The organism is Rhizobium sp. TRM95796, from assembly GCF_025779995.1.
GTDB lineage: Bacteria > Pseudomonadota > Alphaproteobacteria > Rhizobiales > Rhizobiaceae > Rhizobium_E.
The window spans coordinates 973148-988191 of record NZ_JAOXHE010000001.1; the positions used below are offsets into that span (position 1 = coordinate 973148).

Annotated in this window: 15 protein-coding genes; 5 read left to right on the plus strand and 10 right to left on the minus strand. The window is 63.4% G+C overall.

Annotated features, from left to right (window positions below; genetic code table 11):
* The 4 genes from leuA to OCK01_RS04655 all read right to left on the minus strand — a co-directional run bounded on the left by leuA (position 1) and on the right by OCK01_RS04655 (position 4404).
* The gene (gene leuA, locus OCK01_RS04640) at positions 1-1713 is read right to left on the minus strand and encodes a 2-isopropylmalate synthase (RefSeq protein WP_263822881.1); all 1713 of its coding nucleotides are present in this window, start codon (positions 1711-1713) and stop codon (positions 1-3) included.
* Positions 1714-2054: 341 nt separating this feature from the next.
* Positions 2055-3401 carry a sensor histidine kinase gene (locus tag OCK01_RS04645; protein ID WP_263822882.1) on the minus strand — a complete coding sequence of 449 codons (1347 nt, stop codon included), beginning with the start codon at positions 3399-3401 and terminating at the stop codon, positions 2055-2057.
* Positions 3398-4060 carry a response regulator transcription factor gene (locus OCK01_RS04650; protein ID WP_263822883.1) on the minus strand — a complete coding sequence of 221 codons (663 nt, stop codon included), beginning with the start codon at positions 4058-4060 and terminating at the stop codon, positions 3398-3400. The genes OCK01_RS04645 and OCK01_RS04650 overlap by 4 nt, the downstream gene beginning before the upstream one ends.
* Positions 4060-4404: a PepSY domain-containing protein gene (locus OCK01_RS04655; protein ID WP_263822884.1), complete on the minus strand. Its 345-nt coding sequence runs from the start codon at positions 4402-4404 to the stop codon at positions 4060-4062. Before OCK01_RS04655 ends, OCK01_RS04650 begins: the two co-directional genes overlap by 1 nt.
* 113 nt (positions 4405-4517) lie before the next feature.
* Here OCK01_RS04655 and OCK01_RS26445 point away from each other — a divergent pair, with 113 nt between their 5' ends.
* Entirely contained in the window at positions 4518-4991 is a 474-nt protein-coding gene (locus OCK01_RS26445; RefSeq protein ID WP_318530224.1) for a hypothetical protein, read from the plus strand.
* Positions 4992-5008: 17 nt separating this feature from the next.
* Here OCK01_RS26445 and OCK01_RS04665 read toward each other — a convergent pair whose 3' ends face one another.
* The 3 genes from OCK01_RS04665 to OCK01_RS04675 form a co-directional block, all read right to left on the minus strand.
* Positions 5009-6193, minus strand: coding sequence for a benzoate/H(+) symporter BenE family transporter (locus OCK01_RS04665; protein ID WP_263822885.1), 1185 nt, complete (start codon positions 6191-6193; stop codon positions 5009-5011).
* A 31-nt stretch (positions 6194-6224) separates the two neighbouring features.
* Complete coding sequence (locus OCK01_RS04670; RefSeq protein ID WP_263822886.1) at positions 6225-7130, minus strand: alpha/beta hydrolase family protein; 906 nt, start codon at positions 7128-7130, stop codon at positions 6225-6227.
* A 149-nt stretch (positions 7131-7279) separates the two neighbouring features.
* Positions 7280-7867, minus strand: coding sequence for an ATP-dependent Clp protease proteolytic subunit (locus OCK01_RS04675; protein WP_182828768.1), 588 nt, complete (start codon positions 7865-7867; stop codon positions 7280-7282).
* A gap of 292 nt (positions 7868-8159) precedes the next feature.
* Between OCK01_RS04675 and OCK01_RS04680 the strand changes: the two genes are divergently transcribed.
* Positions 8160-8744, plus strand: a complete 585-nt coding sequence (locus OCK01_RS04680; protein WP_263822887.1) for a HupE/UreJ family protein — start codon at positions 8160-8162, stop codon at positions 8742-8744.
* 137 nt (positions 8745-8881) lie between these two features.
* Positions 8882-9649: a DUF2076 domain-containing protein gene (locus OCK01_RS04685; protein WP_263822888.1), complete on the plus strand. Its 768-nt coding sequence runs from the start codon at positions 8882-8884 to the stop codon at positions 9647-9649.
* A 58-nt stretch (positions 9650-9707) separates the two neighbouring features.
* Here OCK01_RS04685 and queF read toward each other — a convergent pair whose 3' ends face one another.
* Positions 9708-10172 (minus strand): preQ(1) synthase, encoded by a 465-nt coding sequence (queF, locus tag OCK01_RS04690; protein ID WP_182828765.1) that lies wholly within the window; start codon positions 10170-10172, stop codon positions 9708-9710.
* A 13-nt stretch (positions 10173-10185) separates the two neighbouring features.
* Entirely contained in the window at positions 10186-11085 is a 900-nt protein-coding gene (locus OCK01_RS04695; RefSeq protein WP_263822889.1) for a cation diffusion facilitator family transporter, read from the minus strand.
* Positions 11086-11341: 256 nt separating this feature from the next.
* Here OCK01_RS04695 and OCK01_RS04700 point away from each other — a divergent pair, with 256 nt between their 5' ends.
* Positions 11342-11650 (plus strand): HigA family addiction module antitoxin, encoded by a 309-nt coding sequence (locus OCK01_RS04700; protein WP_263823159.1) that lies wholly within the window; start codon positions 11342-11344, stop codon positions 11648-11650.
* 48 nt (positions 11651-11698) lie between these two features.
* On the opposite strand, the gene OCK01_RS04705 is transcribed toward OCK01_RS04700, so the two are convergent.
* Entirely contained in the window at positions 11699-13888 is a 2190-nt protein-coding gene (locus OCK01_RS04705; protein WP_263822890.1) for an anthranilate synthase, read from the minus strand.
* Positions 13889-14211: 323 nt separating this feature from the next.
* Between OCK01_RS04705 and OCK01_RS04710 the strand changes: the two genes are divergently transcribed.
* Positions 14212-15015 (plus strand): extensin family protein, encoded by an 804-nt coding sequence (locus OCK01_RS04710; RefSeq protein ID WP_263822891.1) that lies wholly within the window; start codon positions 14212-14214, stop codon positions 15013-15015.
* Positions 15016-15044 lie beyond the last annotated feature (29 nt).

A 15044-nucleotide genomic window follows, 5' to 3' on the forward strand; every position in this document is an offset into this window, starting at 1 on the left:
TCAGGCCTGAGCCTGATCCTCCAGCATGCGGTTGATCGCCGACATGATCGCTTCGAGCGAGGCGCCGACGATATTGGTGTTGACGCCCGCGCCCCAGACCTTGCCCTTTGGCGTCGCCATTTCGACATAGGCGATGGCCGCCGCGTTCGAGCCGTGCTGCAGCGAATGTTCGGAGTAATCATTCACCGAGAGATCGACGCCGAGATAGATCGACATGGCGTTCATGAACCCGTCGATCGGGCCGGTGCCCTTGCCCTCGATTCGCTTGGTCTCGCCCTTGTCGACGATTTCGGCGGCGAGAATGCGCTGTCCCTTCACCGCCGTGTCGGGATAGGTGTGGTGGTCGACGAATTTGAAGCGAGCGCCGGGCTGTTCGACATAGCGATCCAGGAAGCGGGCATGAATGCGCTTGGACGGCAGTTCCTTGCCTTCCTCGTCGGTGATGCGCTGGATGTCGTTGCGGAACTCGACCTGCAGATTGCGCGGCAGGTTGATGCCGTAATCCTCCTGCATGATATAGGCGATCCCGCCCTTGCCGGACTGAGAGTTGATGCGGATGATCGCCTCATAGGTGCGGCCGACATCCTGCGGGTCGATCGGCAGATAGGGCACTTCCCAGATCGGCTTATTGGCCTGCTTGATCGCTTTCATGCCCTTGTTGATCGCATCCTGATGCGAGCCGGAGAACGCGGTGTAGACCAGTTCGCCGACATACGGGTGGCGCTCCGGAATGACCATCTCGTTGGAATATTCATAGACCGCCTTGATGCGCTCGATATCCGAGCAGTCCAGACCGGGGTCGACGCCTTGGGTGAACATGTTCAAGGCCAGCGTCACGACATCGACATTACCAGTGCGCTCGCCATTGCCGAACAGCGTGCCTTCGACGCGATCGGCGCCGGCCATCAAGCCCAGTTCGGTCGCGGCGATGCCGGTGCCGCGGTCGTTGTGCGGATGCAGCGAGACGATGACGTTTTCGCGATTGTCGATATTGCGGCACATCCATTCGATCTGGTCGGCATAGATGTTCGGCGTCGCCATTTCCACCGTCGACGGCAGGTTCAGGATCAGCTTGTTGTCCGGCGTCGGCTTGATGACCTCGATGACGGCGTTGGAAATCTCCAGCGCCACGTCGAGTTCTGTGCCGGTGAAACTCTCCGGCGAATATTCGAAGCGATAGCCGCCGCCGGCTTTCGCCGCCATGTCGGTGATCATCTTGGCGGCGTCGACCGCGATCTGCTTGATGCCATGAACATCCTTGCCGAACACCACGCGGCGCTGCAATTCCGACGTCGAATTGTAGAAATGGATGATCGGCTGATGCGCGCCTTCCAGAGCTTCGAACGTGCGGGTGATGAGCTCGGGCCGGCACTGCACCAGCACCTGCAGCGACACGTCGGCGGGCACGCCGCCTTCTTCCACGCACCAGCGGGCGAAATCGAAGTCGGTCTGCGAGGCCGAGGGGAAACCGATCTCGATTTCCTTGAAGCCCATGTCGAGCAAGAGCTGGAACATGCGGGCCTTGCGGTCATGGCCCATCGGATTGACCAGCGACTGGTTGCCGTCGCGCAGGTCGACCGAGCACCAGATCGGCGGCGTGGAAATCGTCTTGGACGGCCATGTCCGGTCCGGCAGATTGACCTGCGGATAGGGTTGATACTTGATCGGCGCCTCGGGCATGCCGTGCTTGATGCTATGCTGCTTGGTGATCATGACTGTCTCTTCGCCTTGGCCGGTTGGCTCGTCGCCTGATACTGTCTTTGCAAGCGCTTGACGACAGCAAAATCAGCCGGACAACCGGAAAAATTCGGATTTTCGGATTTTTAGCGAGGAGCGTTTCAGCCCATACGGCTTTGACCCGGCCGCCGGGCGCTCCTCAAAGGACCCGGCAACCGCGGATAAGCTTAAGGAGAAGAAGCGAGGAGAGCGACGCGCAGGACCGCGCGGCAAAAATGCCGTTCGCGTTGGTCGTTGTTCTGGTCGCTGCGTTCATCATGGCGGCGGTTATAGCACGCGATCGGGACGACGCAAGTGCGCTTCGGCCAAATTTGCGTTCACCCGGCCGGCAGGCGGACAGTGACCAGAAGACCGGGCTCCGCATTGGCGAAGGCGATCTCGCCCTTGTTGGCCGCGACGATATCGCCGACGATCGCCAGGCCGAGCCCCGCGCCGCCGCTCGACGTATCCAGCCGCCCGCCCCGATCGACGACATCACCCAGGCGTTCCGCCGGAATGCCGGGTCCGTCGTCCCGGATGTCGATCACGAGCCGGCCGCCTTCGCGGCGCGCTGCGATCTCGATCCGATCCTTGGCGTAGCGCGTGGCGTTTTCGAGGAGATTGCCGAGCAGTTCGGCGAGATCTTCCGCCTCGATCCGCGCTTTGTCCCGGTCATGGACGTCGATGATCCAGTCGAGGATCTGGCCGCGCGGCGTGCGTTCGAGAACGGCGATGACCCGGTTGATGACGCCGAGCACCGAAACCGGCCGCGCCTGTCCGCGATCGGCGAGTCTCGCGCGCGCGAGTTGGTGATCGACATGGCGGCGCATGGCGGCGATCGACAGGTCGATCTCGTCGGCGAGTTGTGCCCGTCCCTCAGCCCGCAGCCGCGCCACATCGCCCGCCAGCGCCTGCAACGGAGTCTTCAGGCCATGGGCGAGATCAGCGGCCTGGCTGCGCGCCTTGGCGAGCTGCGCCTCTCTCGAGGCCAGCAGCTCGTCCACCTCCTCGGTCAAGGGCTGGATCTCGGAAGGATATGCCGCGCCCATGCGTTGGGCCAGGCCTGCGCGGATCTCCGCCACCCGACGCTGCACCGCCGAGAGCGGCAACAGGCCGAGCTGGATCTGGATCAGGTTGGCGGCCAGCAGCAACGCGGCCAGAAGCGCGACGAACGGAGCCATATCGGAGCGAAACTCACCCGTCGCCGCCTCGATATCGGCGCGATCCATGGCGACGGCCACGAGCACCGGATCGCCCCCCAGACGCTCGCCGCCGACGATCTCGCGCGCGGCCATGAACAATCGCCGCCCGCCGGGGCCGGTCACGTCGCGCAGCACGGGGGAGCCCGGCTCCAGCGCCGGCGCTTGAAGCGCGCCGTCCCAGAGCGAGCGCGAGCGCAGCAGCTCATCATTGCTCTCGATCTGCCAGTAGAGGCCGGAAAGCGGCTTGGTGAAACGCGGATCGACCGGATCGGCGAGAAGCCGCAACCGCCCCTCGCCATCGCGATCGAGCTTGGCGATGATCTGGCCGAGATGCAGTTCGAGTTCCGCGGCCACCCGCCGCTCGACATGCCGTTCGAACAGATAGGACAGGCCGAAAAAGCTCATGGCGCAGGCGATGGCGATCAGGGCCAAACCCGCCACGGCGAGCCGCAGACGAAGAGAGCCGCGTTTGGCCGCGATCATGGCTCTTCGCCGAGATAATAGCCGAAGCCGCGCCTGTTGCCGATCAGCTCGGCGCCTAGCTTGCGGCGGAGACGGGTGATCAGCACTTCGAGCGCATTGGCGTCGCGAGAAAAGTCGTCGCCATAGAGATGGCTCTGCAGCTCCGACGGCGGCACGACGCGGCCGCGGTGATGGCCGAGATAGCTGATCAACCGGTATTCGAGCGGCGTCAGCGCCAGCGGCGCGCCGTTGAGGCTGACGCGCATGCTGCGCGGATCGATGCTGAGCGGTCCGATCGACAGGACGGCCGCGCCGATGCCGACGGAGCGGCGGATCAGGGCGCGAACGCGGGCTATCAATTCCTCGAACTGGAAGGGCTTGGGCAGATAGTCGTCGGCGCCCGCATCGATGCCTTCGACGCGTTCGGCCCAGCTCGCCCGCGCCGTCAGCATCAGCACCGGCATGTGCCGGTCGTTCTGCCGCCAGCGCTTGATGATCGTCAGCCCGTCGAGTTTGGGCAGGCCGATGTCGAGGATCACCAGATCGTAATCCTCGGTGTCGCCGAGGAACCATGCCTCCTCGCCGTCGGCGCAGATCTCCACGGCGTAACCGGCCTGGGTCAGCGCCGAGGCGACATCCGCGCCGATCTTACGATCGTCCTCGACCAGCAACAGCCGCATCAGTCGTCTTCCACCTCGATGACGGCCATGGTCTTGGCGTCCATCTTGACTTCGATCACGCGACCGTCGGGGCGGATCATCTCGATCTCATAGATGTAGCGGCCGTCTTCCTGCTCGAATTCGATCTCGATGACTTCGCCCGGAAAGCTCTTGCGCATTTCGGCGAGAATGTCCTCGAGCGGACGCACGAGACCGGATTGCAGCGCACGGCGGGCGTCGTCATGCTGAAGCTGGGTTTCCGGCGCGGTGACGGGCGCTTCGGGACTGGCGGCATAGGTCGTCGCCCCCATCGCAAGCGCGATGGTTGACGATGCGAGCAGGATATGGGCGCGGGAGCGTGTCATGGAGAGGCTCTATCATGACGAAACTTACAATTCACTGACAGCCGCTGTCAGCGAAGCAAAAGTCGGCCTGTGCGAGAAGCCGATCGTCATTCAACGAAACAAGGAGACGCGACATGGCGCGCATCACTGGAAACGACCGCAACAACCGCCTCGAAGGCGCCGCCAACAGCGATGACATTTTCGGCCGCGGCGGCAACGATATCCTGTACGGCTTCGCCGGTCATGACGATCTCGAAGGCGGGACCGGCAATGACAAGCTCTATGGCGGAGCCGGCAATGACGACCTGGAAGGCGGATCCGGCAACGACATTCTCGACGGCGGCGCCGGCAACAACGATCTGGAAGGCGGCGCGGGCGCCGATGTGTTCATCTTCCGCCAGGGCGTCACCGAGATCGAAGACTTCGCTTCGAACGACACCGTGCGGATCGACAGCGATCTCGGCGTCGACAATTTCAGCGAGCTGAAGGCTCTGGCCCGCACCACCGATGAAGGCGAAGACCTGGTGTTCGATTTCGGCCGTCACGAACTGCGTTTCGACGACACGCGATTGTCAGACCTCAAGGCCTCGGATTTCGATTTCATCTGATCGAATAAAGGCGGGCGTCAGCCGCGCCGGCGTCGCGGCAGACTGCCGAGCGCCATGACGGTGCCGCCCGCCAGCAATCCCCAGAAAGCGCCGGACACGCCGGCGAAGGATACGCCGGACGCCGTGGTGACGAAGGTCACCGCGGCGGCCTCGCGCGTTTCGGCATCTTTGAAGGCGGAAACCGCCGAGCCGGAAAAGGCCGCCAGCAGCGCGAGCCCCGCCACCGCCTCGATCAGAATTTTCGGCGCCAGCGCCACGAAAGCGGTGACCCCGCCGGCGGTCAGTCCGAGAATGACATAGAAGACGCCCGCAACGATGCCGGCCCAATAGCGTCGCTTCGGATCCGGATGGGCGTCCGACCCCGCGCACATCGCCGCGGTGATCGCCGCGAGATTGACCGCGACGCCGCCGAAGGGCGCGGCCAGCAGTGAGAACACGCCGGTCATGGTGAAGAGCGGCCCCGGCGGCGGCTCATAGCCGTTGACCTTGAGCACGGTGATGCCGGGAATATTCTGCGACGCCATGGTGATGATGAACAGCGGCAGCGCGATCGAAACCAGGCCCGCCAGGGTGAACTGAGGGGTCACCCATTCGGGCCTCGGCCAGAGCGCCTCTCCGACACCGGCGAAGGCGCCGTCCGGTATTTCGACGCCGAAACCCACCACCGCCGCGAAGGCGACGAGCGCCGCCGGCACAGCCAGGAGTCGATTGATCACGCCGCCGACGAAAAAGGCGATCACCAAGGGGGCGCCGAGCCACGGGTCGAAGCCGATCGCTTTGATGGGCGCGAAGCACAGCGTCACCAGCACGCCGGCAAGCATGGCGCTCGCGAGCGCGGGCGGAATGGAGGCAACGAGACGGCCGAGCGGTCTGAAGAGACCCGCGACGACGATCAGCAGGCTCGAAAGGATGAAAGCGCCGACGGCCACCGGAAAGCCGCCCTCGATGCCGGTGAGCGTGGCGAGGAAGGCGGCGCCGGGCGTCGACCAGGCCACCGAAATCGGCATGCGCTTCCATGCGCTGAGGATAATCCCGCACAGGCCCATGGCGATGGACAAGGCCATCAGGCCTGAGGTCGCCTGCGCCTCCGTCGCGCCTGCGACGACGGCGCCGTGAACGACGACCGCGAAGGAACTGGCGAAGCCGACGAATGCGACCAGCAGCCCCATGACGAGGCTCTGCGGAGAAAAATCCTTGAACATGCGTGATCCGGAAAAGCGGGATAGGAAGACGTCAGAGGGTCTTTGAGAACCAATCCGCCGTCTTGTCAATCACGCTTTGCGCCATGGATTGATCCTGCTCCAGCACCTTGAAGATATGGTCGCCTTCCGGGATCATCATCACTTCTTTAGCCGCATTCTTGGCCAGGCCGACGAAACGCTCGGAATAGGCCGCCGAGAAATCCTTCGACCCGGTGATGGTGAGATAGGCGCCGGGGAAATTGGCGATGGCGTCGTCGATCTTGCGCTTGGAAAGGCTGTCGAAGAAGGCCTGCTTGAGCGCGATGGTGCGGAAGCCGAGATCGAGGCCGACGATGCCGTCTTCCTTGGCGCGATCGAAGGCCTTGTCGCCGAGCACCGTGCGGAAATCCTGCTCGAAATCGCCGACCGACGACCAGGTGACGAGCGACTTGACCTCGGACGGACGATCCGACGCCAGAAGCGTGCCGACGCCGCCGCCGAGACTGAAGCCGAGCACGCCCAGCCGCTTGGAATCGACCTCGTTGTTCGCGTTCAGAAACGCCAGGGCCGCCTTGGCCTGATCGAGTTGACTATTGACCGTGATGTCGCCGCTATCGCCGGCGCTGTCTCCGAAGCCGAGAAAATCGACGCGGAGCGAGGCGATGCCTTTCATCGCCAGCGCAGTGGCCGCGCGTTTGTACATGCCGCCGACCTCGTCGCGCGAGCTGCCGAAACCATGCAGCATCAGCACCGCCGGCACAGGAGCGGTGTGATCGGGCATATTGAGGGTCGCGACGATGCCGCCGTCCAGATTGACCACGGTTTCCCCCGCTGTCGCCAGTCCCGTCGCCGCTGCGACGAGGGTCGCCGCAATGGCGGTCCCGGCGACGGCGCGGATCACGGCGTGGACGCAAGCCCCGAAGCGCGGCGCGGCGCGCCCAAGAACCCAAACGGACATAACTTCTTCTCCAGCATGATCATTCGTGGCGGACGTTATGGGGATTTGAGAACGCTTACAAGCGCAATGCAGCATAAGCATGGCGCGGCGCGAACACAAAAAAGCCCCCGACGCGAGCAGCGACGGGGGCTTTAAATGACAGCCTGCGATCAGATGTCGGCCTGCGACGAAATAATGCGCGAGACCAGGCCGTAGTCCTTGGCTTCCTCGGCGGAGAGCCAATAATCACGGTCGGTGTCCTTGGCGATCTTTTCCACCGACTGGCCGGTGGCCGCCGCGAAGATGCGGTTCAGACGCTCGTTCATGCGAATGATCTCGCGCGCCTGGATCTCGATGTCGGAGGCCATGCCGCGGGTGCCGCCCGAGGGTTGGTGCAGCAGGAAGCGGGTGTTGGTCAGGCAGAGGCGGCGTTCCTTGGGAACGCTGACGAAGATCAGCGCGCCGGCCGATGCGACCCAGCCCGTGCCGATGATCCAGACCTTCGGCTTGATGAACTTGATCATGTCATGGATCGAATCGCCCGATTCGACATGACCGCCCGGCGAATTGACGAAGATGCGGATATCGTCGTCGCCGGCCGCGGCGAGCGCCACCAGCTGGGCGCAAACCTTGTGGGCCAGCTCCTGGGTGATACCGCCATAGATGAAGATGGATCGCGACTTGAAGAGATTGGACTCGATGTCCTTGCCCATCGGCGCCTCGACCTTCTTTTCCTTGTCGTCGTCTTCGTCGTTCATCCAATTCTCCAGATTTCGAAGCTTTCCGAGCCCTGAGATAGGGCGACTCACATGGAAAGACAATGCAACAAATGCGGATTACGCGAAACGGGTGAATTGCCGGTAAAGCCCGGGGGAAGCAGCTCCACCGGCGCCGCGAAAACGGGCATCGCCGCTCAAGGAACAAAAAAACGGCAGCCAAAGGCCATCTGCGGCAAACGCCGTATGGACAGGATTGCGATGGCGGGACTAGTCTTTGCCCGAACGACGCCTGCAACGGCGCGAGAAAACGTCAGAAACCGAGGGTCCTTCCATGTCGAAACGAATCTCCGCCGCCGCCCTGTCAGCTGCGCCCCTCCTCGCACTCACGACAGCGCCGGCATTCGCCCATGTCGATCCGCTCGCACATGGCGCGATGGCGAGCGGGCTCCTGCATCCCTTTTCCGGGACGGACCATATGCTGGCGATGATCGCGGTGGGCCTTTGGGCGGCGCAGCTCGGCGGCAAGGCGCGCTTTGCGGTTCCCGCAAGCTTCGTCATGGTGATGGCTGTCGGCTTCGTTCTTGCGCTGACCGGCGCGTCCCTGCCCTTCGTCGAACCGGCGATCCTCGCCTCCGTCGTCGGCCTGGGTCTTTTGGTGGCGCTCGCCGTGAAACTGCCGACCATACTGGGCATGGTCGTCGTCGGCGCTTTCGCGCTGTTTCACGGCTACGCGCATGGCGCAGAACTGGGCGGCGCCGATGCGCTGACCTTCGGCCTCGGTTTCGTCGCCGCGACGGCGATGCTGCACGCCATCGGCCTCGGTCTCGGCGTCTGGGCTTCGAGCCGCAGCGCCGTCATCGGCCGCCTTCTCGGCGCGCTGACAGCGGTCGGCGGAGCGGCGCTGATGTTCGGCTGAACGAGCGCAACCATAGTCGTTTTCCAGGCGGGCCTTCGGGCCCGTTTTTTGTTACGAGGATTTAATCCGATCTCGCATCTTTCGGCCTTTTTCCGATCCTACCTCATGGTTGGCGCATGAACCGGAAGGAGACGATCATGTCACCGGAAGAACGAAGCTTGTTGAGCGATCTGTTCGACCGCACACGCGGCGCGGCGTCGACGCCGCGAGATCCCGAAGCCGAAGACCTGATCCGGCGCAGCCTGAGAGAACAGCCGCATGCGGCCTATTTGCTGGCGCAGGCGGTGATCGTTCAGGATCAGGCGCTCACAGCGCTGACGAGCCGCATCCAGGACCTGCAGGATCAGATCGCGGAACTCGAACGCCAGAGACCCGCCTCTGCAACGCAAATGCCGGGCGGTTTTCTCGGCGGCCTGCCCGGCCTGTTCGGCGCGGGCCGGCAACCGTGCCAGGCCGCGCGTTCGGGCCAGCTTTATGACGATTTCGCCCGTTCGAACCGGCGGCCAGTCTCTGCGCCCACGGCGCCGAGCCCATGGGGACGCGACGCTGCTCCCGCCGGCCCGTGGGGTCAGGCCCAGGCCTCTGCCAGCGGCGGCTTCTTGCGCGGCGCGCTCACCACGGCGGCCGGCGTGGCCGGCGGTGTGCTCGCAGCGGATGCTGTCCGCGATCTCTTTTCGCCGCATGTCAGCGGCTCGAACGGCCTGTTCGGCTCGAGTTTCGGCAATGGCGCCGGACTGTTTGGATCCGGCAACGCGCCGGTCGAGGAAACCGTGGTCAACAACTATTTTCTGAACGGCGATAGCGGCAATTCCGGCGATGACAACAACGACCTGCAGCAGGCCGATGACCAGTTCGACGACGGCGATTGGCTCGATCCGGACGACGACAACGACAGCTACGCCTGATCCCGCGCAAAACTGTCAGGGCCGGCAAAAGCCGGTCCTTATCGATGCACAACCGGCGTCAGCCGCGGCCGCGATAGGGCGCGACACCCTGGTCGGGAAGCCAGACGCCTTCGGGCGGCGCGCCGGTCTGCCAGAAAACGTCGATCGGAATGCCGCCGCGCGGATACCAGTAGGCGCCGATGCGCAGCCATTTCGGATCGAGAAGGTCGACGAGCCGCTTGGCGATATAGATGGAGCAATCCTCGTGAAAGGCGCCGTGATTGCGGAACGAGGTAAGAAACAGCTTCAGCGATTTCGATTCCACCAGCCACTCGCCGGGGATGTAGTCGATGACGATATGGGCGAAATCGGGTTGCCCGGTCATCGGGCAGAGCGACGTGAATTCCGGCGCGGTGAAGCGCACGACGTAATTGGCGTCGCGATTGCCCGAGGGAACGCGCTCCAACACGGCGGCCTCCGGACTGGCCGGGGTCTCGACGGCCTGGCCGAGTTGCGTCAGGCCGGAAACATCGGTTTTGCTCATTCAGTGGTCTCCTTCAGATTTCGACGCCGGCGCCATGCGCCATTTCGTTTTCCGGCTCGACATGGATGGTCACTCTCGCGCCGGGCAATGCTTTGTGGACCGCCATTTCGAGCCGGTCGCAGATCAGATGCGCGTCGCCCACCGACATCGACGAGGGAACGACGAGATCGAAGGCGACGAACGTGGCCGCCCCGGCGCGGCGAGAGCGCAGATAGTGCACGCCGAGCGAACCCTGCGAATTGTCCTTGATCGCCAGCTTGATCGCATCGGCTTCCTCGCTGGAAACCGCGACATCCATCAACCCCGCCACCGAATGCGAAATGACCTTCCAGCCCTGCCAGATGATGTTGAGCGCGACGATCACGGCAAGCGCAGGATCGAGGATCGCATAGCCGGTGAACAGCACCAGAATCAACCCCACCAGCACGCCGCACGACGTCACCACGTCGGACATGATGTGCTGGCCATCTGCAGAAAGGGCCGGCGAGCGATGGCTTTTGCCAACGCGTATCAACACCGTGGCCCATGCCGCATTGATGATGGCGGCGACGGCGTTGATCGCGAGACCGAGAAAAGGAGCCTCGAGCACCGTGGGCGCATAGAGCGCCGGGATCGCCTCGCGGATGATCAGCAGTGCGGCCACCACGATGAGGACGCCCTCGAGCACGGCCGAGAGATATTCCGCCTTGTGATGCCCATAGGGATGGTCGTCGTCAGCCGGCTTCTGCGCATATCGAATGACGAAATAAGCCAGGAACGCCGCGATGACGTTGACCGTCGATTCCAGCCCGTCGGACAAAAGCGCCACCGAACCCGTCACCCACCACGCCAGCAGCTTCAGCCCCATCACCCCGAAGGACAGCGGAATGCCCCAGAAGGCCAGCCTCCGGACAGTCATGTCGCTTTTTTCCATCGCCGTCCCCTTCCGCGAATGCGAGTGATTTGCAAAAACTCAAGTCCATCAACGCGAAACCGCGCGCAGGACGGGCCAGCGCGCGGTTTCGATGATGTCGCATATGAGTGAAATCGACGTGTGGGTCAAGAGCGAGGCGGCGATCGCTGTGGATCGATCCGGGACGGAGGGGTTCATATGCACAACTAGTGAGACCCTGCATGCTGAGATACCCTGTAACAACAATGCACTGAGCGTCCAGAGTGGAGATCCCGCCATGGCAACGACGGAACAAGACGCCTCACTTCCAAATCCGCATCCCGGGGACATCCTGCGCGAGGACTTTCTGGAACCAATGTCGATCAGCCAGAATGCGCTGGCGAAAGCGGTGAAAGTGCCGCCGCGGCGTATCAATGAAATCGTGCTGGGCAAACGCGCCGTCACCGCCGATACCGATCTTCGGCTGGCCCGCTATTTCGGCATGTCCGAAGGCTTCTTCCTCGGCCTTCAAACCGATTTCGATCTCATGCAAAGACGGCGGCAGATCGAAAACGAGTTGGCGACGATCGAGCCGCGCGTCGCCTGATAGAAGAGCGCGCCGCCGATCCGGCGGAGCGCCTTTCTTTAAGTGGCCTCAAGCCGCCTTCACCTTGGCCCTTTTCGCCAGATGCGCCACGACATTCTCGATCATCCGCATGCCGGCTTCGGAGCCGAGCGTCATGATCGATTCCGGGTGGAACTGCACCGCCGCCACCGGCTCCTTGGCATGCTCGATGCCCATGATCGTGCCGTCCTCGCTTTCGGCCGTGATGATGAAATCGCGGTCGAGGGTGGCGGGGTCGGCGAAGATCGAGTGGTAGCGGCCGACGGTCACTTCCTTGCCGAGGCCGGAGAACACCACGCCGGGTTCGAGCACCCGGATGCGCGACGGCTTGCCATGCATGGGAATGGCGAGATGGCGGAGTTCGCCGCCATAGGCTTCAGCGAGCGCCTGAAGCCCCAGGCAGACGCCGAAGATCGGCAGATTGCGCGCCCTCGCCTTCTTGATCGTCGCCTTGCAATCGAAATCCGACGGCGAGCCAGGCCCCGGCGACAGCACCACGAGGTCGGGGTTCATCCGGTCGAACACTTCCTCCGGCACCGGTGTGCGCACGGTGGAGACCGTAGCGCCCGTCTGGCGGAAATAGTTGGCGAGCGTATGAACGAAGGAATCTTCGTGATCGACCAGCAGGATATTGACCCCCTGGCCGACTTTGGCGACATCGCGCTTGGTCATGGCGGAATTCCCTGTCTTGGCGTCGCGGATGGCGGCGATCATGGCGGAAGCCTTGAGTTCGGTCTCGGCCTCCTCCTCTTCCGGAATGGAATCGTAGAGCAGCGTCGCGCCGGCGCGCACTTCGGCGATCCCGTCCTTGATACGGATGGTGCGCAGCGTCAGACCGGTGTTCATGTCGCCATTGAAGCCGACCCAGCCGATCGCGCCGCCATACCACACGCGCGGGCTCTTTTCATGCGCCTCGATGAAGCGCATCGCCCAAAGCTTCGGCGCGCCGGTGACGGTGACGGCCCAGGCATGGCTGAGGAAGCCGTCGAACGCGTCCATGTCGTCGCGCAAGCGGCCCTCGATATGATCGACCGTGTGGATGAGGCGCGAATACATCTCGATCTGCCGGCGGCCGATGACCTTGACCGAAGCCGGTTCGCAGACGCGGCTCTTGTCGTTGCGATCGACATCGGAGCACATGGTCAGCTCGGACTCGTCCTTCTTGGAGTTCAGGAGCTTCAGGATCTGTTCGCTGTCGGAGATCGCGTCATCGCCGCGCTTGATCGTGCCGGAGATCGGGCAGGTCTCGATGCGGCGACCCGACACGCGCACGAACATTTCGGGCGACGCGCCGACCAAATATTCCTGATTGCCGAGATTGATGAAGAAGGAATAGGGCGACGGATTGATCGCCTTCAGACGCCGAGCGATGGCCGAAGGCTTGGAGTCGCAGCGCTCCATGAACTTCTGGCCCGGCACCACTTCGAACAGGTCTCCCCGCTGGAAGCTTTTCTTGGCGTGCTTGACGAGATCGGCATACTCGCCGGGTCGATGATCGCCGCGCGGCGGGATCGTATCGGTCGAGCGGAAAGGATCGGGAACCGTGTCGCCAGCTTTGCCGACCGTCGTCCGATCATCCTTGGCGTATTCGTAACGGTCGATCCAGGCCTTGGCGGAATAGTTGTCGACCACCAGGATCTCGTCGGGCAGGAACAGCACCATGTCGCGCTGATCGTCCGGCCGCTTGAGCTTGAGATCGATGGCGTCGAACTGGAAGGCGAGATCGTAGCCGAAGGCGCCGTAGAGGCCGATCGAGCTGTCCTCGGCCGAATGGAACAGGCCGGTGATGGCGCGGAGCACCGTGAAGACCGTCGGCATCTTCGAGCGCTCTTCTTCGGTGAAGACACGCGAGGGTGCATTCACGGTGAGGTCGAGCCGGCGGGCGCTGCGCGCGCCCAGCGTCAGGTCCGCGACCTCGGCCAGCGCCTCGGTGATGATGTCGAGCAGCACTTCGCCGCGCTCATTATAGGCTTCGAGCCAGACGGAACGGCCGAAGGAGGACACGCCGAGCGGCGGATCGCAGACCGCCACATCCCAGCGGGTGTAGCGGCCGGGATATTCATAGTTGGAAGACAGGACGGCGCCGCGGCGCTCGTCGAGCTTTTCGACATAAGAGTCGATCGCGTCGGCGTAAGAGGTTTCGCGACGCGACCGGGTGATGGTCACCCCGCCCTTCGTCACATATTGCTCCGAGCCGTCTTCCAGTATGCGCGTTCCCATTCTTTCTCTCCGTCAAGGCCCGGTCGAGCGCGGCCCGGATATGAAAAAAGCCGCCTCTTTCCGGGCGGCTTCGTGGTCTTGTCTTTTCACATGACGATCCGAGGCCGCGTTTTCAGCGAGCCCACCACCAGATTGCCATGATCACAGACGTTTTCATGTCGCTACCAATATCAATCTTTTCAGAATTGACAAGGGGCCGAAACAGCCTTCCGACCACGGCTCTTGTTCCCTGCGACGATGAGTGTTTCGGCCGGACGAGAGGCGCCGGCATGAAACGGCGAACCGAGACGGCAGCCATGCGTTCTCCTTCGAGACACAGATTCATGGAGGGCTGTCCCCTGCGCGCCATAGTCCTACTCGCCTCGACCCTGCTGCTCGCCGGCGCGGACCTCCCGGTCCATGGACCCATTCCTGAAAGCCGACCGGACCGGGGGCTGGATGCGCCGAAAACGCCTATCACGGCCCCAGAGGCGAAGGCCGGCTCTCCCGCGCCAGGCGCCGCCGAAAGACCGGACGGCGCGGTATCCCCGAGCGCCCCTGAGGCGAAAGGGCCACCGATAGAGACGGAAGATCCGGCGGCATTCACGCGCTGCTCCACGGCGCTGAAGGCTCTGGGAGCGGAATTCAGCGAGATCGAGCGCATCGACGACGGCGGCGGCTGCGGCATCGACCGACCGTTGCTGGTCAAGTCGCTCGGCGCCGGCGTTTCGTTTACGCCTCCTGGCCAGATGCGGTGCCAGACGGCGTTGAACCTCTCGCGCTGGACCCAGGACGTCGTCATCCCCTTCGCCAAGAAAGCCCGTCCGACGGAAACTCTCACCGCGATCAACCAAGCTTCCACCTATGTGTGTCGCAATCGCAATTCGGCGTCGAATGGCAAGATCTCCGAACACGCGCATGGAAGCGCGGTGGATATAGCCGCCTTCACCTTCAAATCTGGCGCGACATTGACGATTTCGCCGCGCGAGGAGGATTCAACGCTCAACGGCGCGTTCCAGCGCGCAGTCGCCTCGGCGGCATGCCTTTATTTCTCCACCGTGCTCGACCCCGGCAGCGACGCGGCGCACGAGACGCATCTGCATCTCGATACGCTCGCGCGCAAAGGCGGCTATCGCTATTGCTGGTGAAGGGCGGAGAGCCGATGCCTTTTCATGGC